The 20,041-nt window shown below is 56.8% G+C and carries 18 protein-coding genes and 1 pseudogene; 8 read left to right on the forward strand and 11 right to left on the reverse strand.

Going from position 1 to position 20,041, the window contains the following annotated elements; genetic code table 11:
- Position 1: 1 nt before the first annotated feature.
- The 5 genes from NZ453_RS08650 to NZ453_RS08670 all read right to left on the reverse strand — a co-directional run bounded on the left by NZ453_RS08650 (position 2) and on the right by NZ453_RS08670 (position 3,058).
- Positions 2 to 742, reverse strand: coding sequence for a TrbJ/VirB5 family protein (locus NZ453_RS08650; RefSeq protein WP_263770117.1), 741 nt, complete (start codon positions 740 to 742; stop codon positions 2 to 4).
- Between the two features lie 214 nt (positions 743 to 956).
- Positions 957 to 1,241, reverse strand: a complete 285-nt coding sequence (locus NZ453_RS08655) for a hypothetical protein (RefSeq protein WP_263770118.1) — start codon at positions 1,239 to 1,241, stop codon at positions 957 to 959.
- Between the two features lie 65 nt (positions 1,242 to 1,306).
- The gene (locus tag NZ453_RS08660) at positions 1,307 to 1,882 is read right to left on the reverse strand and encodes a hypothetical protein (protein ID WP_263770119.1); all 576 of its coding nucleotides are present in this window, start codon (positions 1,880 to 1,882) and stop codon (positions 1,307 to 1,309) included.
- Position 1,883: 1 nt separating this feature from the next.
- Entirely contained in the window at positions 1,884 to 2,627 is a 744-nt protein-coding gene (locus NZ453_RS08665) for a nucleotide-binding protein (protein WP_263770120.1), read from the reverse strand.
- Positions 2,624 to 3,058 carry a hypothetical protein gene (locus NZ453_RS08670; RefSeq protein WP_263770121.1) on the reverse strand — a complete coding sequence of 145 codons (435 nt, stop codon included), beginning with the start codon at positions 3,056 to 3,058 and terminating at the stop codon, positions 2,624 to 2,626. Before NZ453_RS08670 ends, NZ453_RS08665 begins: the two co-directional genes overlap by 4 nt.
- A gap of 532 nt (positions 3,059 to 3,590) precedes the next feature.
- Between NZ453_RS08670 and NZ453_RS08675 the strand changes: the two genes are divergently transcribed.
- The 3 genes and pseudogenes from NZ453_RS08675 to NZ453_RS08680 all read left to right on the forward strand — a co-directional run bounded on the left by NZ453_RS08675 (position 3,591) and on the right by NZ453_RS08680 (position 6,085).
- Entirely contained in the window at positions 3,591 to 3,953 is a 363-nt protein-coding gene (locus NZ453_RS08675) for a plasmid mobilization protein (protein WP_263770122.1), read from the forward strand.
- Positions 3,954 to 4,168: 215 nt separating this feature from the next.
- Positions 4,169 to 4,417: pseudogene (locus NZ453_RS22180) on the forward strand (relaxase/mobilization nuclease domain-containing protein); the annotation flags it as partial.
- Between the two features lie 75 nt (positions 4,418 to 4,492).
- Complete coding sequence (locus NZ453_RS08680; RefSeq protein WP_420851621.1) at positions 4,493 to 6,085, forward strand: LPD7 domain-containing protein; 1,593 nt, start codon at positions 4,493 to 4,495, stop codon at positions 6,083 to 6,085.
- 253 nt (positions 6,086 to 6,338) lie between these two features.
- Here the strand turns inward: NZ453_RS08680 and NZ453_RS08685 are convergent, their stop codons facing one another.
- A complete protein-coding gene (locus NZ453_RS08685) occupies positions 6,339 to 6,725 on the reverse strand; it encodes a hypothetical protein (protein WP_263770123.1) in 387 nt (128 codons plus the stop codon).
- Positions 6,726 to 7,040: 315 nt separating this feature from the next.
- Between NZ453_RS08685 and dsr1 the strand changes: the two genes are divergently transcribed.
- Positions 7,041 to 10,874 carry an anti-phage defense-associated sirtuin Dsr1 gene (gene dsr1, locus NZ453_RS08690; RefSeq protein WP_263770124.1) on the forward strand — a complete coding sequence of 1,278 codons (3,834 nt, stop codon included), beginning with the start codon at positions 7,041 to 7,043 and terminating at the stop codon, positions 10,872 to 10,874.
- 154 nt (positions 10,875 to 11,028) lie between these two features.
- On the opposite strand, the gene NZ453_RS08695 is transcribed toward dsr1, so the two are convergent.
- The 3 genes from NZ453_RS08695 to NZ453_RS08705 are packed head-to-tail and all read right to left on the reverse strand — an operon-like array spanning position 11,029 to position 13,633.
- Positions 11,029 to 11,694, reverse strand: a complete 666-nt coding sequence (locus NZ453_RS08695) for an HhH-GDP family DNA glycosylase (protein WP_263770125.1) — start codon at positions 11,692 to 11,694, stop codon at positions 11,029 to 11,031.
- Positions 11,691 to 12,311, reverse strand: a complete 621-nt coding sequence (locus NZ453_RS08700; RefSeq protein ID WP_263770127.1) for a 7-cyano-7-deazaguanine synthase — start codon at positions 12,309 to 12,311, stop codon at positions 11,691 to 11,693. Before NZ453_RS08700 ends, NZ453_RS08695 begins: the two co-directional genes overlap by 4 nt.
- Complete coding sequence (locus NZ453_RS08705; RefSeq protein WP_263770128.1) at positions 12,308 to 13,633, reverse strand: nucleoside 2-deoxyribosyltransferase; 1,326 nt, start codon at positions 13,631 to 13,633, stop codon at positions 12,308 to 12,310. Before NZ453_RS08705 ends, NZ453_RS08700 begins: the two co-directional genes overlap by 4 nt.
- Positions 13,634 to 14,886: 1,253 nt before the next feature.
- On the opposite strand from NZ453_RS08705, the gene NZ453_RS08710 reads away from it, so the two are divergent.
- The gene (locus NZ453_RS08710; protein ID WP_263770129.1) at positions 14,887 to 15,147 is read left to right on the forward strand and encodes a hypothetical protein; all 261 of its coding nucleotides are present in this window, start codon (positions 14,887 to 14,889) and stop codon (positions 15,145 to 15,147) included.
- 32 nt (positions 15,148 to 15,179) lie between these two features.
- On the opposite strand, the gene NZ453_RS08715 is transcribed toward NZ453_RS08710, so the two are convergent.
- On the reverse strand, positions 15,180 to 16,058 hold the full coding sequence (locus NZ453_RS08715) for an AEC family transporter (protein ID WP_263770130.1): 879 nt from the start codon (positions 16,056 to 16,058) through the stop codon (positions 15,180 to 15,182).
- 203 nt (positions 16,059 to 16,261) lie between these two features.
- Here NZ453_RS08715 and NZ453_RS08720 point away from each other — a divergent pair, with 203 nt between their 5' ends.
- Complete coding sequence (locus tag NZ453_RS08720; protein WP_263770132.1) at positions 16,262 to 17,320, forward strand: Gfo/Idh/MocA family protein; 1,059 nt, start codon at positions 16,262 to 16,264, stop codon at positions 17,318 to 17,320.
- A 130-nt stretch (positions 17,321 to 17,450) separates the two neighbouring features.
- On the opposite strand, the gene pyrF is transcribed toward NZ453_RS08720, so the two are convergent.
- Positions 17,451 to 18,275 carry an orotidine-5'-phosphate decarboxylase gene (pyrF, locus tag NZ453_RS08725; protein ID WP_263770133.1) on the reverse strand — a complete coding sequence of 275 codons (825 nt, stop codon included), beginning with the start codon at positions 18,273 to 18,275 and terminating at the stop codon, positions 17,451 to 17,453.
- Between the two features lie 253 nt (positions 18,276 to 18,528).
- Between pyrF and NZ453_RS08730 the strand changes: the two genes are divergently transcribed.
- A complete protein-coding gene (locus NZ453_RS08730) occupies positions 18,529 to 18,864 on the forward strand; it encodes a thioredoxin family protein (RefSeq protein WP_263770134.1) in 336 nt (111 codons plus the stop codon).
- Positions 18,865 to 18,934: 70 nt separating this feature from the next.
- A complete protein-coding gene (locus tag NZ453_RS08735) occupies positions 18,935 to 20,041 on the forward strand; it encodes a TRAP transporter substrate-binding protein (protein WP_263770135.1) in 1,107 nt (368 codons plus the stop codon).

Consider the following 20,041-nt stretch of genomic DNA (forward strand, 5'->3'; position numbering starts at 1 on the left):
TTCAGTTTGTTGCAGTCCAATTTCGAGTCGGCGTCTTTTCGGAACTAATCGTCGGGATTTTCTTGCTGTAGGGTTGCAGCAAGACGTTTACGTCGTCTTGCTTGGCTTGGTCTTTTGCGTTTTGAGCCGCCAGATACGTGTTCTGGGCGACCTGTTGTTGGGAGACCAGATCGCGCAATTTCATCGACTCTTGGATTTGTGCGGCGTTGAGGCTGCCAAGCGCCTGCAAAGCGGCAAGATTCCCTTGCGACTGCGCGACGCTTTGCGTCATAGCCTGCAAGGCCGCATTGTCGTCCTTGAACTGCTCTCGCTGCAGGCCTGCGTTACGCAGAGAGGCGCGCAACGCGTCGTTGCTGGCATCCGTCCACTGCGCAAATTTCGCCCCAAATGAAGCCGCGGTCGGGTTATTAAAGGTGCTGGCAAAATTCGCGTCGACGCGCGCCATGCTCGAGGCAATGTCCTTGCCAACCGCCATGATCCGGGACGCGTTGGACGCCATTCTCGTTAGGTCCGGCGCCAATACCCCGGCCGGATTCTCCATGAGATTGCGCGTCATGGTCTCATATTGCTTCAGCTCGACGGCATACTGCTCAACCTGTTGTGCATACGACATAATCAACTGGGTCATGTTGATGATCTGCGTTACCTCAGTCGCGCCCCCTCCCATCCCGCCGCCTGCGAACGCCGTACTATTCGCTAGCCACAGGATCGCCACCGCCGTGGCAATCTCGCGCCGATTCATCGTGTCCCCGCTTTCAGTTGCCGCTGGAGTCGCTGCTTGCGCTCGTAATACCAGGCCGCAGCGAACACGGCTTCTAGCGTCAACAAAATCGCCAAAGGAGCATCAACGCCCAGTGCCGCTCCCACTCGGCCGCCGATGAGAGCCAATGCGCCAAGAATGAGCGGCCGGTCCCAAAATCCCTTCCAAAACCTCGCCCACGTAAAGGCTCTCAAATTCATTTGTTTCCCCTTTGTGGTGGTAATTGACTGGTAACACTTTTGCTGCAAAAGTTGAGACCACGCAGTGATGCCATCTCGAGCGATACAATCGCGTTGCTGTTTGTCGCCGATGCTTGGCCGAACGCATCCCCGTATCGCGCCATGAAGGTATTGCGTTGCCGCTCAATCAGAAGGGCGCGTTTACCTGCTCGGGTTTGAGCTAGCAACGCCGCACGGTCCACGTCGGACAACGAGTACTCTGCTTTTTGCGCTAGTGATACTGCTAAAATCGTGTCAGCCATGTCAGACTCCAGATAGTCGTTTTGGTTAGCTGTACCAGGACGTTGTCGCGTCCTAGTACAGCGCTCTACTTGGTAAGGAACGTTGTTAACACGCCGACCGCGACGCCTGTTAATGAACAAGCTCCGATCATCGCAACCCCCGCGTTTTTCCAACTCGATCCGCTCGTGGCGCCTTTTGTTATCTGCCGCTCGTAATCTTTCAAAACACTTGAGACCCGCGCCTCAACGCCGCTGATCATTATGCTCAATGCATCTTGATATTGTTTCGCCGAATCCTCGAAGAGTTTTTCGCCCTTGCTTTTCGAAGCCGCCCAGCCGTTATTGACCGCCTTGGCGATTGCGCCTTCCAACATATGCATCGCTTGTTCGCGAGCGAGTTTGCTTGCAGTCCGACCTGCGAAGTCAATTTCCTTGATCGCTTTCAACAAGCGCGCGTCAAGAACCGTCTGCCCGCTGTAGCGTGGCTCATTTACGCCTGCCTCCAACCCTTGCGCGATGAGTGATAGCGTTTTCGCATGGTTCTGCTCAATGCGAGTCGCAACGGCGTTGAGCATCGCAAGTGCTGCATAGAACGGATCGCCCGGCTCGATATTAATGCCCGTGCGTCTGAAAACATCGACGCGAATCTCATCGAGATCCATGTCAGAACGTCACTTTGTCCAGTTGCTCGAATACATCCTTCGCGAACACACGGAGACGTTGTTTCTCCATCAGCGTGAATGCACTCGACGACATCACTTCGTCCAAGGTGAGACGGGCCTTCGTCATCTTCTTGATGTCTTCGCCATACGTCTGGGGATTTCGTTTGTGCAGCATGACTGCTCCCGCGACATGTGATCGGTGCTTCTTGAAGTTCTCAGATGTCACGAATGGCTGGCCGTTGCTGTCTGCGAGATCGCCGAAGTGCTCGTTGAGCCAGAGCACCACGGGCGTATCCGAATTCACAACCAGGTCTGTAAACCCCTTACTTGTGCTTTGGTAGTTGTCTCCGCCGCCGATCACACCATGGAGATAGACTTTCCGGCCAGCTTCTTTCAGGAGATTGAGGCCGTCGTTCTCGACTAGGTAACCGAGAAGCGGCGTGAATGTGTTTGCTCCATTGTCCACGACGAACACGCCGTCTTCAGTCAAAAGGGCTTCCATAAACGCATCGAACTTCTTCTGGTCGATGGTCGTCTTTCCGGCCATCACATCGACGTACCGCACTGGGAGACTCTTGTAAGCGAAGAAATCGCGGTTTTCTTGATCAGTGTCGAACCCTTTCATATCCAGTCCACGGCTTGCAAAATACTGCGCAAGCAGTGTCGCGATGAACGTCTTACCGCAGCCACCCTTCGCCATCAGCACAAAGTGAACTGCATTCTCGGCCTGCTTTTCTTTGTTCATTTTTTCTCGCTCTCATCATCAATAGCCCGTCTAAAAGCGGCCGGTTTTTTGAAATCTAGGAAATCCAAGCTCCTTACTGTGCTGCTTTCAGTCGACGACTTTTCTGGACTACAGGAAGAAACGACGACTCCCGGTCTCTCGCGTCCTTTTGTTTTGATCCAGTGGTTTCTTGCGAGGTATTCCTCGTAGATCTCGCGCCCAATGTTCCGCACAACGTACTTGCGCAACGTATTCAAAACGATCTGCTCGCCGTGCTTGTTCTTCAACCAGCGAAGAATGTGAGATAGCTGCACGTCCTGCTGCATGAGCTTCACGATGCTCTCTCGATATTTTTCGAGCGAGACGTACTTCACCGACTTCCCGCCTCGCGCTTTTCTAGCTATGCGAACGACATCCGCCAGTTCGTCATCGCTGATTTGATTGACTTGCACGTTCATCTTTCCGCGATCAGAAATGCCATGCAGTTACATTGAAGTGATCGGGCTTATCTGTCAATGCCTGAAGTGATTATAAGTCTTTGATTAATTACCACTTTATTACCAGTTTGCCGGACAAGCGATGTCCAGAAAATCATGAGGTTGTCGTCCAAGAGAGGCTCGCGGATGAGCAAGGATAATTTCTGTAACGAGTTGTAACCGCTTTGTATGGGCAGCGAAGTGCGTAGCTATTTCCGAGATTGCCATGTTGGTGTCAGCAAGCTCTCTCTAATGTCATGCGCGTGACAACGCGTGCCAATCAGTTTGCAAGGCAGATGCACGAAATCAACACGAATGACGAGACATCAGTAGGCTTGTGCTAACCGGAACAACGGGCAGGACGGAGGGCGGTGATACCGCCCTGCAACACACTCGACGGCTGCGCCTTACTCATGATGTTGGTCCTGCGCCTGGCGGCGAGTTGAAGGCTGTCGGTTCAATGAAGTGGGCAGGAAGCTGAAGATTTACGCTGTATGAAGGGGTAAGGATGTCTACACGTTCGGAGTCGCGTCAAAAGACCAAACTCATCCAGGTACGCGCCACACCCGAAGAAAAAGAACGCCTGCGCGCTCGTGCATCGGCGTTTGGTATCTCGATGGGCGAGTTGTGTCGCCAGACAATTCTCGCGGCCACGCCGCGATCGACAACTGACCAAGCGGCGATTGCTGAGCTTGCCGCCACGCGTGCTGACCTGGGCCGACTTGGAGGCCTACTAAAAGGCTGGCTATCCGGCGCTTTTGAAAAACCCGTTCCTCCCTTGCATGCGCGTGGTGAGATCGTGGTTCTGCTGCGTGAGATTGATGCGACTCAAGCGGTCATAAAGGAGACCGCTAAGAAGGTGGCCAGGTGATCTCCAAACGCGTTGCGGGACGGAGAGACGGTCGATCATCGTGTAGCGACTCGCTGCGCTACGGTGAAGGATTGACGCCTGACCGGATGACGGAAGAACTCTTAGGCAAATCCCACCGCACGCGATTTGGCGGTTTTGGCTTGGTCGATAACGGCGTTTACGCTGCGCGTAACTCTGACGAAATGGCTGAGCTGATCGCACTTGCCGCCCTCGAAATGCAAGCGAATTGTGACAGCAACACCCGCGTTGGCGTCGATCAGAAGCTCGCCCATTTTGTCGCGTCTTTCGGTAAAGCCAAGCCCAGCGAAGCTGTTCTCCTGGACACTGAAGATTCCATGCTGTCCGCTCTCGAGCTTGCCAATCACCACTTTGCGACCTTTCTTCACGACGACAACGGTTACTGGCACCTCCATATCTTCGCGAGCCGTATCGAGAAGGGGCCACGGCACCGTGGCATTTCGTTGTGGCATGACCGTATCAAACGTGACAGGGTATGTCGTGAGATCGAGCGCCGTCACGGACTCACCCGTGACATTGGAATGCATCGCGTTGACGAGCTGGGGCAGATCGTCGAAATTCCGCGGGCAGAACGCCTTGCCTTGCGTGCTCTCAAGGAGGCAGAACAGCCCGGCGTAAGTGATCGTGCTCGTAGGAAGGAGATCTACTCTGGCGAGAAATCCTTTCAGACATGGGCTACGGAAATCCGCATCGGAGACCGCCTCAAGCACGCGAAAAGTTGGATCGAGTTACACCAGGCAGCAGCGGCTTACGGCTGCTCCGTGCAGCCCAAAGGCGCCGGGTTCATACTCTGCCCGTTGGGCGAGAAGGGCGCCATCCAGTTATCCAAACTCGGCCTCAAGAAGCTGCAGGAAACCTTCGGGGCATTCATCGCCCCATCCGTCCATCCGGCGGCCGGCCCGCACGTTCAAGAAGCGCGTTACGCGCCAGCCCCAACACGTGCGCAGGGCGATGGGCCCTACGCCAAATGGCGAGCCGCGAGAAAGGCATTCGCACCGTTTAAAGCAGCGGCAATCGAGGTTCAACGAGAACGCCATAGGACCCTCCGCGCCGCCTTGCGTGCGCGCCAGAAAGCTGAGGTACAGCAGATCCGCCACACGAAGCACGGGCCGCCACGCCACGCGGCCATATCGATCGCGAAGATGGAACACGTTCTCGCCGCGACTGCGCTTACCACGCAGTTTGCCAACGAGCGGCAAGCCCTACGCCGGAAGCTGAATGCGGACGGACCGGGTAACACATTTCGCGAATTTCTTGTGGTCGAGGCTGAGAAAGGCGACAGCGTAGCCCTATCGCTCGCTCGCAAATACGGTGTCGATGAAGCGAATGACGTGCTCCGTCAGCGCGAGGTCACCGCATTCGGAATCGTTGCTGGCGTCACCGGCAGCGAAGACCGTCTCGCGCCGCGTCTGGTCGCACACCATCAGGTCTTGAGGAACGGAACGGTTGTCTATGATCTTGGAGGCGCTCGTACTCTCACTGATAGCGCCATATCGAAGCAAGTCCAGCTAAATGGAGCTGCCGCAGGCAATGCTGAGGCCGTTGGCGTCGCATTACGGTTTGCCTCCGCGAAGTTCGGCAACACGCTTACGCTGACTGGTACGCCTGAATTTCAGCGCCTGGCGGTTGAAACCGCCGTTCTGAACCGTCTGTCGGTCCGGTTTGCCGATCCGGCCCTTGATGCCTATCGTGTCAATCTGGTCTGGGCTGAAAATGCCAAGAAGCTACAAAAGGGAGCCGTGCGCGTCCTGGCTCAAAACCTACAACTCAGAACCCCTTACGATCGCGTCTTCAACCTTGACGTACATGTAGCAAGACTGGCGGCTGAGAAAACCGGCCGCGTGCATGAAATGCCCGACAGCCGTTTAGCTGCAGCTGCCGTTGAAACGGCGCGACGATTACCAGCGGACGCCGAACATGCGCGCTTGGTCTTCGACGAAAAATGGAAAGAGGCGCCCGCTGCTACATGCGAGGATTTGCGCTTCGGTACGCTGATCGAGCGGTGCGAGGATCGCGCTGTATACCACACCGGCCGAGGTCGACATGTAATCGGACCGGTGCCCGGCACACCGGAACGAGCGCCGACGGTCAGCAAGGGGCGCGGTGGCCGTTGATGTGAAGAACAGTAAGGAAGAGAATGTTACACAAACCGCCGCCACCCTTTCGTCCGCCGACAAGCGGGCTTCGCTCGTTGACGTTCTTTTTCCCACCCGATCGGGTTGCGATCCATCGCCTGTCGGACGATGGCTTTAAGCTTGCCCGTATGCTGCGGGGCGTGCGGATCGCGCCCGACAACGGGAAGCGATAACCTGCATTCCATGCGCTGGTGTCACTGCCCAGATCGGGAAAGAGCGAAAGGTTGCGAATTCAACTCGCGTTCCCGAGCGTTTCCGCCAACTTGGGTAAGCGGTCCGACAGTTTCTCCCGCAATATTGCGATGAGCGCCGGCGAGAATGGTTCGTAAATATCCTCTATGCCGAGGACGTAGATTGGCTTGCCTTCTGCGTGCATGAACTCGCGTACCGCTGCGGCGTGATGCTCTTCCATGCAGACGATGTAATCCGAGATGCGAATCAGGCTGTCGTTAATCGGCACAACCGCGTCGCTGTCGGTGCCGCAGCTGCGCGCATCCAGCCCCCCCCTGATTGCGAGAACCTCGGCCGTTCGTGACCGTATCGCCCCCTGTGAGCACACAAACAATACCTGCCGTATGGCTGTTGGCCCGATTTGGTTCGCGGTATTCGGAGCGGTCATTACCATATGCCTCCCGTTGGAGTCTTGTGAACAACGCGATATGTCCCGGAGAAGATCATGCCGGTCAAATTAGCCCCACGACTATCCAGCTCTGTGATCGGTCAACAACGATTCAAGTTCTATCACAAAATGGGGAACTCGATTCCGAAAGACATTCAACCGCAGGTACTTAATGCGAAGTCTTGGTTAGAACGGATTTGAATAGCTGTATCGATCGCAATCGATATGGCCACCATAAACAAATATTTGGCGGCATGAGTTTAGTGGCATGATTAAAGAATCCAGCATCTTGTCATTAGACTGGAAGCAAAGCGAATGCAGTTCATCACCCGGGGCCCCGACATTCCAGATGCACTCTTGCAGGCGCACGAGGAAGGCCGCGTAGTTTTCTTCTGCGGTGCAGGCATTTCCTACCCCGCCGGTTTGCCAGGTTTCAAGGGGTTGGTGGAACAGATCTACCAGCTGAATGGCACAACACTCACAGACATTGAGCGAGACGCATTCGAGCACGGGCAGTTCGATGCCACGCTCGATCTGCTGGAGAGACGCCTGCCAGGCCAGCGTCTGGCAGTCCGTCGCGCACTGGCACAGGCCCTAAAGCCGAAGCTCCGCCGCAAGGGTGCTACCGATACGCAGGCGGCGCTGTTGCGGTTGGCACGTAGCCGCGAAGGCGCGCTGCGGCTAGTCACCACCAACTTCGACCGAATCTTTCATGTGGCAGCTAAACGCACAGGCCAAGCGTTCCAAGCCTACGCTGCACCGATGCTACCCGTCCCCAAGAACAGCCGTTGGAACGGGTTGGTCTACCTTCACGGCTTGCTACCCGAAAAGGTGGACGACACAGCTCTGAATCGTCTGGTGATCACCAGTGGAGATTTCGGTTTGGCGTATCTGACCGAACGCTGGGCGGCGCGCTTTGTGAGCGAGCTGTTCCGCAATTACGTGGTCTGCTTTGTGGGCTACAGCATAAACGACCCTGTGCTGCGCTACATGATGGATGCGCTGGCGGCTGACCGGATGCTGGGCGAAGTCACACCTCAGGCCTGGGCACTGGGTGATTGCGAACCGGGGCAAGAACACCGGAAGACCATCGAATGGGAAGCCAAGGGCGTGACGCCCATTCTCTATAGCGTATCTGCTGGCAGCTACGACCATTCGGCGCTCCACCAGACTCTGCATGCGTGGGCAGAAACGTACCGTGACGGCGTGCAGGGAAAAGAGGCCATCGTTGTCAAACACGCTCTGACGCGCCCACAGGAGAGCACGCAGCAGGACGATTTCGTCGGGCGGATGCTTTGGGCCTTGTCGGACCCATCGGGCTTGCCGGCAAAACGCTTTGCCGACTTCAATCCCGCCCCTTCACTGGACTGGCTGCTGGAGCCCTTCGCGCACGAGCACTTCGGGTACGGCGATCTGACCCGCTTTGGCGTGCCGCCCCACCACGAAGTAGACACCAAGCTGCGCCTCAGCCTGATTCGGAGGCCTGCGCCCTATGACCGTGCACCGCCGATGCTGCTTGCCTCCGGTGGTGTCATTTGCAGCCAGTGGGATGACGTGATGTTCCATTTGGCTCGATGGCTGGTGCGCCACCTAGATGACCCCAGACTAGTTATCTGGATTGCGGAACGAGGCGGGCAGTTGCACGACCGTTGGCCGTGGCTGATTGAACACGAGCTGGATCGATTTGATTCACTTGAACGTGAGGGCAAAACCTCCGAGCTGAATGAAATCCGCTTGCACGCACCCAATGCCATTCCCGGTCCTTTGATGCGCACGTTGTGGCGCCTTCTGCTTAGTGGCCGGGTGAAATCACCGTGGCACGAGCCTGATTTGTATCGGTGGAAAGGACGCCTTAAGCGGGAGGGCCTGACCGCCACATTGCGTCTGGAATTACGTGACTTGCTCGCCCCCAGGGTTGTCTTGAAGAAGCCATTCCACTGGGGGGACGAAGACACGAGTAGCGTTGACGAGCCCACGCGGATCAAACAACTGGTGGACTGGGAACTCGCGCTGGTCACTAATCACGCGTATTCCGCCCTGCGAGATTTGGCTGGAGAGCACTGGACGTCGGCCCTACCGCTTCTGCTGGATGATTTTCAACAGCTATTGCGTGATGCACTGGACTTGCTACGTGAAATGGGCGCGGCCGACGACCGTTGCGACCGATCGCATTGGGATCTGCCCTCAATTACGCCCCACTGGCAGAACAGGGGGTTCCGCGACTGGGTGAGCCTGATCGAACTACTGCGTGATGCGTGGCTGGCGGTTCACGCCAAAGATAGCGCGCGCGCCACGCGCATCGCTCAGGCTTGGTTTGAGTTGCCGTATCCCACCTTCAAACGACTGGCGCTTTTTGCCGCCAGTCAGGATGATGTCATTCCACCTGATCGGTGGGTGAAGTGGCTGTTGTCCGAAGGCGCGTGGTGGCTGTGGTCCAGAGATACGGGGCGAGAGCTGTTCAGGCTGTTCGTTCTGCAGGGGCGGCATTTGGAAGGAGCCGCACAGGAACACCTCGAGGCAGCCATTTTGGCGGGTCCGCCGCGCGAGATGTATCTGGACGATCTGGAGGAAGATCGGTGGCAATACTTGGTGGCCCGATCCGTCTGGCTGCATCTGGCCAAACTGAACATATCGGGCCTCGCACTGGGCGCGCCAGCTGCGGCACGCTTAGAGGAGATTTCCACTACCTACTCGCAATGGCAGTTGGCGACCAACGAGCGTGATGAGTTCTCGCACTGGATGAGTGGCACTGGTGATCCAGACTACGATGACAGCCGCGACGTCGACATTGCTCCCCGAAAGCGGCGAGAGCTGACGCAATGGCTCACCAAGCCTATGCCGGAGCGGCGACCTTTTTACGAAGATACTTGGCGTGACGTTTGCCGCACGCGCTTCTTTCACAGCCTGTCCGCGTTATGTGATCTCGCACAAGATGGTGTGTGGCCCGCTGGCCGATGGCGCGAAGCTCTACAGGCTTGGGCTGAAGAAGGCATTGTGTTGCGCTCCTGGCGATACGCCGCGCCGCTGGTGCAGACCATGCCCGATGCCGTATTTCAGGAGATTGACCACGCTGTCACCTGGTGGATGGAGTCCGCATCCAAGTCGATCAACTGCCATGAGGGCATCCTGCTGAGCCTGTGCCGCCGTGTACTGGTCTTGTCGCTAGAAGAAGGCTCGGGTTATCGCATCATCCGAAATGGCGTCGAAACCTACGACCCCGTTGGCTCTGCAATCAACCACCCCATTGGGCATGTCACGCAAGCCCTCATCAATCTTTGGTTTAAGCAGAACCCGAACGACAACGATCTACTTCCAGCTGACCTCAAGTCTATCTTCACCACACTGTGTGACGTGCAAGTGGAGCGATTCCACCACGGTCGGGTGCTGCTAGGTTCGCGGATGATCGCTTTTTTCCGTGTGGACCGCCCATGGACCGAACAGCACCTTTTGCCGTTGTTGAGCTGGGCCAACCCCGTCGAAGCAAAAGCCGTGTGGGAAGGCTTCCTCTGGTCGCCGCGCTTGTACCAGCCGTTGTTAACAGTCTTCAAGTCGCCGTTCCTGGATAGCGCAAACCATTATGACGATCTTGGTGAACACCGTCAGCAGTTCGCGACATTCCTGACTTACGCAGCATTAGGCCCAACCGAGGGATACACTGTAGAGGAGTTCCGCTCTGCGATTGGCGCCCTCCCACAAGAAGGCTTGGAAGAGTCAGCACAAGCACTTTATCAGGCCCTTGAAGGTGCAGCCGATCAGCGTGAGGATTATTGGAAGAACCGTGCTCAACCGTTCTGGCAACAAATCTGGCCAAAATCCCGTGACCTGGCCACCCATCGAATCGCCGAGTCTTTGACTCGCATGGTGATTGCAGCCAGAGGTGAATTCCCGGCTGCCTTGGTTGCGGTGCAGGATTGGCTGCAACCAATTGAACACCCGGACTATGTCGTACATTTGCTCCACGAATCAGGTCTGTGTAAACGATTCCCGGCAGACGTGCTGCGACTGCTAAATACTGTGATTGCCGACCAACAGTGGGCACCACGAGAGTTGGGGCAGTGTTTGGAAGAAATTACTCAAATTGCGCCGCAACTTGCGCAAGATGGCCGTTATCTACGGCTCCGCGAGTATTTTCGCAGACGGGGAATGTGATGCCAGCATCAACGACATCCCGAACCAAGCCGCTGGTGACCAGCGGATAGCTTCCGAATTTCGAACCATGGCCGAAAGACCGCTCAGGCCGAAGATCTGTCGATTACTTGCGACAGCAGCTCAGCCCGTATAAAAGACATAAAACGGTTGTTGCCTAAATACCTAGGCTAAGCTGGACCTCGGCAGAAAATGTCGCCCTTCGCCATAGCCAGGCGTCGAACTCACGCCGCGGGAGCATGAGCAAGTCGGCGGCGCAACAGAACGACTTTCGCAGAAAGAAGTAGTCGTCGTTCTCAACCCCAACCGTCTTCGCGAATGAGCGCACATGCCGATCGACTGCGATAGAGTCAATACCAACAAGGCAGGCCATGTAATCCACGGTCTTGGGACCGACCCCGTTAATAGTCTGTATTGCGTCACGGAACTGTTCGGCGGCCAAGTTGGTTCGCAAATCCTGAACCCCCTCGATACCCCACTCCCCCAAAAAGTTGACCAATGTCTCGAAGCGAGTCACTTTCTCATGATGGCGCCAGTTCAGGAACTCGCCAGTTCTTCGCTCCTGAATTAGCTTTAGTAGGGCCGAAATCGTATCTGCTTTCGGATAGGTCCGCAGAATGGCTAACACTCGCGGTCGAACAACGTTGGCATAGTTAAGCCCTGCCTGGAGTACTGAGTCGGCAAGAACCGCTCCCAAGTGCTCACATGTGGCTCGCGGGACTTTCTGCTCCCAAAGCGCACCTTCACCTTTTGCGTGATCAGCAATACGACGCGCTGCAAGCAGAATCTCAATCGATCCCCCTTTCGCTCCAGCCCGGCTCATACCAGCTCCGCCTCTTTCAAAGCGTTGAGTCGCTCTACGCAGTTGGGACATGCTCCGCATGGAAACTGCCCTGCAGCCTGACACGAATAGGTTCGTCCAATTGGCACTCCAAGTTCGACTGCCGCGCGTGCGACATCGGCCTTAGATGAGTAGCGAAATGGCGAATGGAAACGAACGGCACCGATGCTCGATGTAAGCCCGTCAAGATCGTTCATAAACGCGGCAGTACAATCGATTTCTTTGGCATGGTTACTGTTAATGAAGCCGGTGTAGACGTCCAGGACTCCGATGGTCTGGGCACGAGCCGCGGCGGCCGCAAAGAACAACATCGTCCTGTAAGGGATGTATAAATCGTCATCCTTGACTTCTTCATTCCAAAGGTCTGCCTCGCGGATTAAACGCGACTGCGAGCCCCTGAAAATATCCGATATGTCATATCTTTCGGGTCGGTGCATATTCGCTGGCAACACTTCGTTAACGCGGCTCCACTCAACTTCGACGCAATGCTGCCCGTAGTCAAAAAATATGGGTATGACTTCAACGCTTTCTGACACGAGCTGGTATCCAACAGTCGTTGAGTCTAGCCCACCTGACGCCAGGAGAAGTGCTTTTCTCATGTCGGGTTAGCTCTCAATCTAGCTATTGCGTCGAAGGTACCATTCAGGCACTCATCAAGGTTCGCTGAGTATACAGAACTTCCGACAACGAGCATTGTGTTGTTGTTCTCGTTCCGTGGGTCAAAGGTGATAACCGGCTTGCCCAATGCGATTGCGATACCAATCTCAACCAAGGTACCGGGGTCACGACCGAGTGGAATGGCAAAGACGGCTTCACACTCCTTCAACAACTGATAGTCCATGTGGTAGGTGCGAATTAGGTCAACCTGACTGGCCGGTCGCTGAAGCTCTCCGTTTTCCATAATGGGGCGTCGCACATTGAAGTTGTGGTATGCGAGGCTCTCAGCCGCGCGGTCGACTTCCGTCTTATCGACATACGAGAAGTCGGGGCCGGCAAGGTAAATAGCAAACTGCTGACGCTCATGCCACGGCAAGATAGTGCCACCTAGCGCGCGCAGCGCCTCAACCGATAGATTGAAGTCTCGCTGCAAGTCGCGCTTCAGGTCGTCAGGATAAGTGGTCTGCGAATAAATCGTCGCAGCTTGACATCCACGCCACGCAGCCTCGATCCAGCCTTTTTCTGACATGCCGGCCATGACAGCCGTGTAGACATCGCCCACGCCGACCGAGTTGACCGTCTTCCCAAGCCTCGCAGGAATTTCTTCAACGCTACCGTCCATCAAGTTGAAGAGTCGGCTTCCGCCGCGGTTCTCCTTTAATAAGAAGACTTCGGGTGAAATAGTCTTAACTTCAGCAATCAAATCCTCGACATTCTTCTTACCCAAAAAAAGTGGAGACGATGTCGAGATAATGATCGCCTGCGTGCGCCCTCGGAAAGCTCGAAGCGAAGAAAGGTCATTAACGTCATACGCGACATCGAACGTAAACTTCGCTTCGGAAGAAAATCTTTCCAGCAACGCGTTGATATCGAACTTGCCGGGGAAGACAACCACCTTTTGGTAGCCCTCCAGATTCGGGAATGGGTCGCGGAGCTTGATTTGCTTGCAATCTCTCAGCAAGTCCTCATAACCTTGATTGGAGACCTCTGTCGGGTCACTAATAACGATGACGTTCGGCGATCCTACTATGTCACCCAGCCAAGCGAACTCTTTACATCCGTGCGAAGCAAGGTAGCGCCCCGCCTCTTCGGCAAGATATTGCGGACAGAAAGCGGCAACGGAGTATTCCTGTTCTGCCGCCCAGAGACCTCTTGCTGCATGAACGATGCCGCCCAATCGTAGCTTGCAGTCGGCACCATCTTGGGGAAGCGTGAAGTCAACGACCACTTCCCCTACAATCAAGACTGCCTCTGTCTTGGCCATGGTTATTGTGGGGCGAAGTCGGCTTCAACTGTAGGCACTGGTGCAACTGTCGAAGATCTGACGACCCCAGCGTACCTAACCCCACTTGCAAGGCATGAGGCAAGATAATTTAATGATGTGGGAAGTGCACCAACCTTGATTCCATTGGCATCCACGGCGAAGATACGTTTATCGAACACAATGCTGAACTCAGAGCCAGGAGCAGGAACCGCTTTCGACTGCGCGTAATAGGCGCACTGAGCCACTTCCTCCAAAACGCATGAGAATGCTTGTTGGCATTTATCGACGCCGCTCGAACCACCTCCGGCACCCTGACCCGCGCTATCGTTCTTTTTTGACCCAGAATAGTCGGAAAAGTGGCCAGAACCTGTGCTTCCCATAGTACCCCCCTTTGTACAGTTGGCGAAGTATCCACAGACCATGTGAATGGCATGCTCGCGTGGGAGTATAACAAAGGCCCAGCGTTGGTTTACATCATCGCTCGCTTGGCATCGAGCATACAACTCGTCGTTTTCGGTCAGAAGCCAATGTTCGTCGCTGGAGACGGGCTGATGGCCAGTAATCTCCGGCTGTCGCCGCCGGCATAGCGATGGTAAGCCGCATGCCACTCGGACTAGACGGCATGCTGCGCCGCCTCCAGCGGCGCCTATCCTGTACAGACCAAACTCTGCAGCTTCACTTCTAAATGGTCCTTCCTTATGGCGCTGTCCGTTCCTTTCCACGGTCGCAATTTGAGATTGCCGAGACGCCGGGATGTCCGTCTAGGGCCAAGGCCACGATGCGGTCTAGCTCGTGGTCCGACATCTGGCATGCTCAAGGGCTGAGAGATGCTCGAAGCTTCGGCCGCCTGTCGTTGTGATCGGCCCTAATCCGTGATCTCGTGCGGTACAGCTACGGTACAGTCATCATGTTTGGACGCCTTCGCCAAAGTACGATAAGTTACTGTCACGTATATACGTTCCGTTTTCATTGATTGCGCTCGCATTTGCTTGTTTTGCCTAGGCACAGCGCATTAGTAGCAAACTCATAATCCTTTGGTCCAGGGTTCGAGTCCCTGCGGGCCCACCATGCAAAAAAAGCCCCTGATTCTTCGGAATAGGGGCTTTTCCATTATGTCGGTTCATGTGTCAGGGCAACGGTGGTAGGGAAAGAGTCAGTGTTCGGCGAAGCATCCGGCAGGCGAAAGATCGCGGGGCAACAGGTATCATCGCTCCTTCTGCCACTTAATGGCGCTGCCGTTCTTCGCAAAAGACATGATGCCCACGCTGCAACACATTCTGGTCGACCAGCGAACACTGATGGCGGCTGGAGTCGACTTCGAAAAATATAAGGAGCGCCTGCTTGCCGCCTTTGCTCCGCGTCGCCCCCGGGTTCTGCTCGTTCCCTCCACTGGGGACGAGTCGCCATATCCATGGGCGATCCGAAGCTACCTTCTTCCGAGCAAAGGGTTGGAAAACGAGTCGGTCAAGCAACTGTTTGCCGAGGCCTGGGCTTCAGTGACCGGGTCTCAGTGAGTGGTGAAGCACGCATTGCGCCTTCGATGGCGTCAAAGAGACAGGTAAAGGGCGACGGGTACGAACAGGATCGAGGCGATATTTCCGACAACGACGATCGCCGAAACCAGCCCCGGATCCTGCTGATAACGGTCCGCAAAGATGTAGTTCATCACCGCCGGGGGTAGTGCCGAGTAAAGGATCAGAACGCCCTGCATCGGCTTGGAGAGACCAAGCACTTGCGCTAACGGCCAAGCAATGATGAGGCCGGAAATTGGGCAGAGGACAGCGCCGACGAGGCCGATACTCCAACGTTCGACACGGAAGGACGCGAAACCGACGCCGACGGTAAAGAGTCCGAGCGGGATTGCCGCATCGCCGAGCATCCGAGTGCTGGCGGCGAGCCATTCGGGCAATGAAAAGCCGACCAGGCTTGATGCAACACCGCCGATCATTGCCCACAGCATAGGCCCACGAAGAATCCCCTTCACGCTGGCGTGCGGCGCGCAGATGCGAATGCCGATGGTGAAATGCACGAGGCTGAAGATCATGAATAGCGAGACGGCCGCGGGCAGCATCTCCTGCCCGAAGGCAAACAAGGTCAGCGGCAAGCCCATGTTCGCCACGTTGGTGAATACCATTGACGGGATGAAGGCGTGGGGATTGTAGTTGAGCAACCGGGCGATCCACCATGCCAGCAGCCCGGACCCGGCCATGACTAAGAGTGCGCCTCCGATAAGCGGGAGATAGGTGACGATGTGGAAGTCCTTTGACGCCATCGCCGTATAGATCAGCAAGGGGTACAGAAGGTCGGTACTCAGACGGTTCACCCACGTCATATCCGGTCGGCTGATGCGCGCATAGGCGTATCCCATCGCAGAAATAATAAGTACCGGGGTGATAATTCCGATGATGCGCGCAACGAGTTCCATGGCTTATTCTTGGTGTTTGGATCGGCCAGATTGCCAGTCCAGTAATGACGGGCGAGGACGAGAAAAGGCCGCGAACCGCGGCAACCCGCAAGTCTAGCGGATTGGCGGAGTCTCCGGGTTGCGGTATGCGAAAAACGCATCGCTTGCCAAGGAAAAGCGTGCTTCCTACGATGGTCGGCTTCTTGCAGGAAAGGTGATTGGTGATGGAGAAATTAAAAGGGCAGATTGGTTTTGGTCTCGTTGGAACGGGCGTCATTGCTCATAACCATGCGGCGGCCATTACGGCGCTTGCCAAGTCGCACGACGTGAAAGTGGTGAGTGTCCTCGGACGCAGTGAAGAAAAAGCGCGCGAATTCGCCGCGATGCACGGAATCCCGGTAGCGACGGCGGATCCGGCGGAGTTCTTCGCACGCCGCGATATGCAGGTCGTCTGCATTCTTACGCCGAGCGGCGCGCACCTTGAGCCAGCACTTCAGGCGATCGAAGCTGGCAAGCATCTGCTCGTCGAGAAACCTTTGGAGATCAGTCTTCCGCGTGTCGACGCGATGCTAGAGGCGGCGAAACGAGCTGGAGTGGCGGTCGAATGCATCTTCCAGGCGCGCTTTACCGAAGGCGTCAAGCACCTGAAGCAAGCTCTCGACGCCGGGCGCTTTGGGCGGTTATGCCTCTGCAGCGCCTACATCAAGTGGCACCGCAGTGCTCAGTACTACTCGGGTTGGAAAGGGACGTTGGCCATCGACGGCGGCGGTGCCGTAATCAACCAATCGATTCATGCCGTCGATCTACTGCAATGGCTCGCCGGAATGCCGGCCGAAATCTTCGCGTGGAAAACGCGGCGTGTGCATCAGGGGATCGAGGCCGAGGACACCGCCTGTGCCGCGCTTCGCTTTCCGGACGGAGCTCTGGGAACGATCGAGGCGACGACCGCTGCCTTCCCGGGTTGGGAGCGTCGCATTGAAATCTGTGGCGAACTGGGGTCGGTGGCTTTGGAAGACGAGAAGGTCGTCCGTTGGGAGTTTCGGGACCGCCTTCCGGAAGACGCCGAAATCCTCGCCAGTGCCGCGAAGAACACGGCGGCGACGGGAGCCGGAGCGTCGAATATCATCGGTTTCGAAGGGCACCAGCGGCAGATCGAGCAGATGATCGTCGCCTTACGCACTGGCTCGCCGATGCCGATCGGAGGCGATGCGGCACGCAACGCCGTTGCGCTTGTTCGCGCACTTTACGAGTCGGCGGAGCAGGGCAAGCCGATCGCGCTCTAGCCTATCCGAGCGAGTCTCTCCGGGGACCGCGTTACATGAGGAAACGGCACCAACGCGGCTCCGACGCGCGACAGCGTATCGTTCCCGCGTCGGCGTTGAGGTGCCCTTTCTGCCGCTTCCCTTGAGCCAGCTACCGATAGCGATTGATCAGGTCGCGGGTTTCTTGCGCCGCACGCCGGGCATCGTTGGCGAACGTCTCGGTCTTCCCCGCGTACAGAATCGCTCGCGACGAATTGATTATCAGACCGGTGCCTGCGGCAGTACGGCCTGCATATACCGTGGCCTCGACATCGCCTCCTTGAGCGCCGATGCCGGGCACGAGGAGCGGCATGTCGCTGACGATTTCTCGCACGCGGGCGATTTCTCCAGGGAAGGTGGCCCCGACGACGAGCGCACATTGTCCGTGGGGATTCCACTCAGTCGACACGAGCCGCGCGACCCGTTCGTATAGCTTCTCTGGCTTGCTCGGCGTCCCGACGTCGAGAAACTGCAAATCGCTGCCGCCAGGGTTCGATGTCCGGCACAGAAGAATGACGCCTTTGTCCCGGTGCGCCAGGTACGGCTCGACCGAGTCGCGGCCCATGTACGGGTTGACGGTGATCGCATCCGCCTTATAGCGTTCGAAAACCTCTTTGGCATACTGTTCCGCCGTGCTGCCGATATCGCCACGCTTGGCGTCAAGGATGACCGGCACGCCGGGATGCCTGGCGTGGATATGGCTAATCAGCGCTTCAAGCTGGTCTTCCGCCCGATGAGCCGCGAAGTAAGCGATTTGCGGTTTGAAACAACAGACAAGATCCGCGGTGGCATCGGCGATCGCCTTGCAGAACTCGAAGATCGCGTCGGGTTTTCCTTTCAGATGAGCGGGAAACTTGGCTGGATCAGGATCAAGCCCGACGCAGAGCAGCGAATTGTTAATGTTCCAGGCGGCGCTCAGCGATTCGATGAAGGTCATGGTTTTCCTCGGATATGTTTGTGCGTATTGCGTCCAGCCGGGCATGTCCCCAGGTCTGCGGTCCCGATCGGCTGATCCCTCGGCACTCGTCTTCACTGTGCGCCATATGGTCGGACGAAAACGGTTACGTTTTTCTCTGCAGAAGATGCGGCTACGGCGGAATTATGCCAGACCGCCCTAGGAAGAAAGGCCGAACGTAGTGCGACCCAAAGTGCTCCAAGCGTAAGCTCGTTCTTTCGGTTAGGAGGATATCGTGGGATTCTCAACTGAATTTGTCGGCGCGGAACCGAGTCGCGCTGAAATTGATGGGCAGCCCGGGCCGCTGGTCATCGAGTTCGGCGCGCCATGGTGCGGCTATTGTCTTGCCGCGCGGCCTTTGGTGGAGGAGGCGTTCTCTGCCTTTCCGCAGGTTTGCCATATCAAGGTGGAAGATGGACGTGGCCGTCCGCTCGGCCGGTCCTTTCGCATCAAGCTCTGGCCGACACTCGTCTTCCTGCGCGACGGACGGGAAATCGCGCGCGTAGTTCGCCCTGAAGGTTCGGCGGCCATCGCTTCCGCCCTGTCGGAAATAGTACGTCCCGAGCACTAGAGGCAGCGGGCAAAGAGAGGCCAGGCTGCGTTGACGAAGAGCGGTCGGCTAAGGATACTGGCCGCATCGCATGACTTCACCGCGTGTCGTTGGAGGGTCGCGCGCGGCGGGCTACGGTCCCGACGAAGTTGCGTTGGGGGTACGCGAGCGCTTCAGCGCGGTCTTCACAAACCGCAGGCGTTCGTCGACGTCCTTGGTTCCGAGAACCTTCGCATCGATCCCGGCGGTGTGGATGACCAAGTTCAAAAGCCTTCTTCTCGTTTTTCCCGACAGCACGCCGGCAGCGCGAACTGCTGTACGCCAATTTGCCGATAGGGTGGCGACTCGCACGGACGGCCAAGTGACGATCGCCACGTTGCCCATCAACAAGCTGGTCAACCAACCCGCGCTCGTCAGTACCGTCATGGAAGGCAAAGCCGATATGGCCTTGCCGGCACACGACCGATTGAACCATTGCTCGCCATGGTTCGGGTGCGTGGGCTCACCGTTCGCCTTCGACGATCATGCGCATGCCGACCGGGTTCTCGATGGGGAATTCTCGGACAAGGTGCGGCCCGCGCTCGGCCGGCTTGGCATCAGCTACCTTGGGTCGTGGGAGTGGGGTTTCCGGCAGATATCGAATTCGCGGCATCCTATCCTCCGGCCGGATGATATGCGGGGTTTGAAGATCCGGGTGCCGACGACGCCGCTGTGCCAAGAGTCGATTCTGGCGCTGGGGGCCACTCCCGCGCTCGTCGAGTATGAGCAGCTCTCGCGCGCCATCCGGTACTCGCTGATTGACGGCCAGGAAAACCCGGTGGCGGTGATTCATGCGCTCGGTCTGTTTCGTTCGCAGAAGTATCTCAGCCTTCTCAACTACACGTACGGGACGATCGTCCATATCGTGAGGACTAGTTCTCTCGAAAGCTTGTCGCTGGATCATCAGGAAATCTTGCGCGATGAGTCGCGGCGGGCGGCTCTCCTGATGCGCCAACTGGTTCGCGAGCAAGAGACGCAACAGCTCGCGGAGTTCTCCGCGCACGGAATGGAAATCTCCCGTCCTGATCCGAAGCCCTTCAGGGATTTGCTCGAGCCTGTCTATCAAGGCTTATGCCGATCGTTCGGGAGGGAGATCGAATACGCGTTTCTCGATATGGTCGAGCGTCAGCGCCGGCCGGGACAGCAGGTGTCGCTATGA

The organism is Propionivibrio soli, assembly GCF_025770765.1.
Taxonomy (GTDB): domain Bacteria; phylum Pseudomonadota; class Gammaproteobacteria; order Burkholderiales; family Rhodocyclaceae; genus Propionivibrio; species Propionivibrio soli.

What these genes read in the sequence shown, in the direction of transcription:
- NZ453_RS08650 (WP_263770117.1), bottom strand. Translation starts at nt 742, where the DNA reads ATGAATCGGCGCGAGATTGCCACGGCGGTGGCGATCCTGTGGCTAGCG.
- pyrF (WP_263770133.1), bottom strand. Translation starts at nt 18,275, where the DNA reads ATGACCTTCATCGAATCGCTGAGCGCCGCCTGGAACATTAACAATTCG.
- NZ453_RS08695 (WP_263770125.1), bottom strand. Translation starts at nt 11,694, where the DNA reads ATGAGCCGGGCTGGAGCGAAAGGGGGATCGATTGAGATTCTGCTTGCA.
- NZ453_RS08685 (WP_263770123.1), bottom strand. Translation starts at nt 6,725, where the DNA reads ATGACCGCTCCGAATACCGCGAACCAAATCGGGCCAACAGCCATACGG.
- NZ453_RS08700 (WP_263770127.1), bottom strand. Translation starts at nt 12,311, where the DNA reads ATGAGAAAAGCACTTCTCCTGGCGTCAGGTGGGCTAGACTCAACGACT.
- NZ453_RS08680 (WP_420851621.1), top strand. Translation starts at nt 4,493, where the DNA reads ATGCATCGCGTTGACGAGCTGGGGCAGATCGTCGAAATTCCGCGGGCA.
- NZ453_RS08655 (WP_263770118.1), bottom strand. Translation starts at nt 1,241, where the DNA reads ATGGCTGACACGATTTTAGCAGTATCACTAGCGCAAAAAGCAGAGTAC.
- NZ453_RS08660 (WP_263770119.1), bottom strand. Translation starts at nt 1,882, where the DNA reads ATGGATCTCGATGAGATTCGCGTCGATGTTTTCAGACGCACGGGCATT.
- NZ453_RS08710 (WP_263770129.1), top strand. Translation starts at nt 14,887, where the DNA reads ATGATGCCCACGCTGCAACACATTCTGGTCGACCAGCGAACACTGATG.
- dsr1 (WP_263770124.1), top strand. Translation starts at nt 7,041, where the DNA reads ATGCAGTTCATCACCCGGGGCCCCGACATTCCAGATGCACTCTTGCAG.
- NZ453_RS08735 (WP_263770135.1), top strand. Translation starts at nt 18,935, where the DNA reads ATGACTTCACCGCGTGTCGTTGGAGGGTCGCGCGCGGCGGGCTACGGT.
- NZ453_RS08665 (WP_263770120.1), bottom strand. Translation starts at nt 2,627, where the DNA reads ATGAACAAAGAAAAGCAGGCCGAGAATGCAGTTCACTTTGTGCTGATG.
- NZ453_RS08720 (WP_263770132.1), top strand. Translation starts at nt 16,262, where the DNA reads ATGGAGAAATTAAAAGGGCAGATTGGTTTTGGTCTCGTTGGAACGGGC.
- NZ453_RS08705 (WP_263770128.1), bottom strand. Translation starts at nt 13,633, where the DNA reads ATGGCCAAGACAGAGGCAGTCTTGATTGTAGGGGAAGTGGTCGTTGAC.
- NZ453_RS08715 (WP_263770130.1), bottom strand. Translation starts at nt 16,058, where the DNA reads ATGGAACTCGTTGCGCGCATCATCGGAATTATCACCCCGGTACTTATT.
- NZ453_RS08675 (WP_263770122.1), top strand. Translation starts at nt 3,591, where the DNA reads ATGTCTACACGTTCGGAGTCGCGTCAAAAGACCAAACTCATCCAGGTA.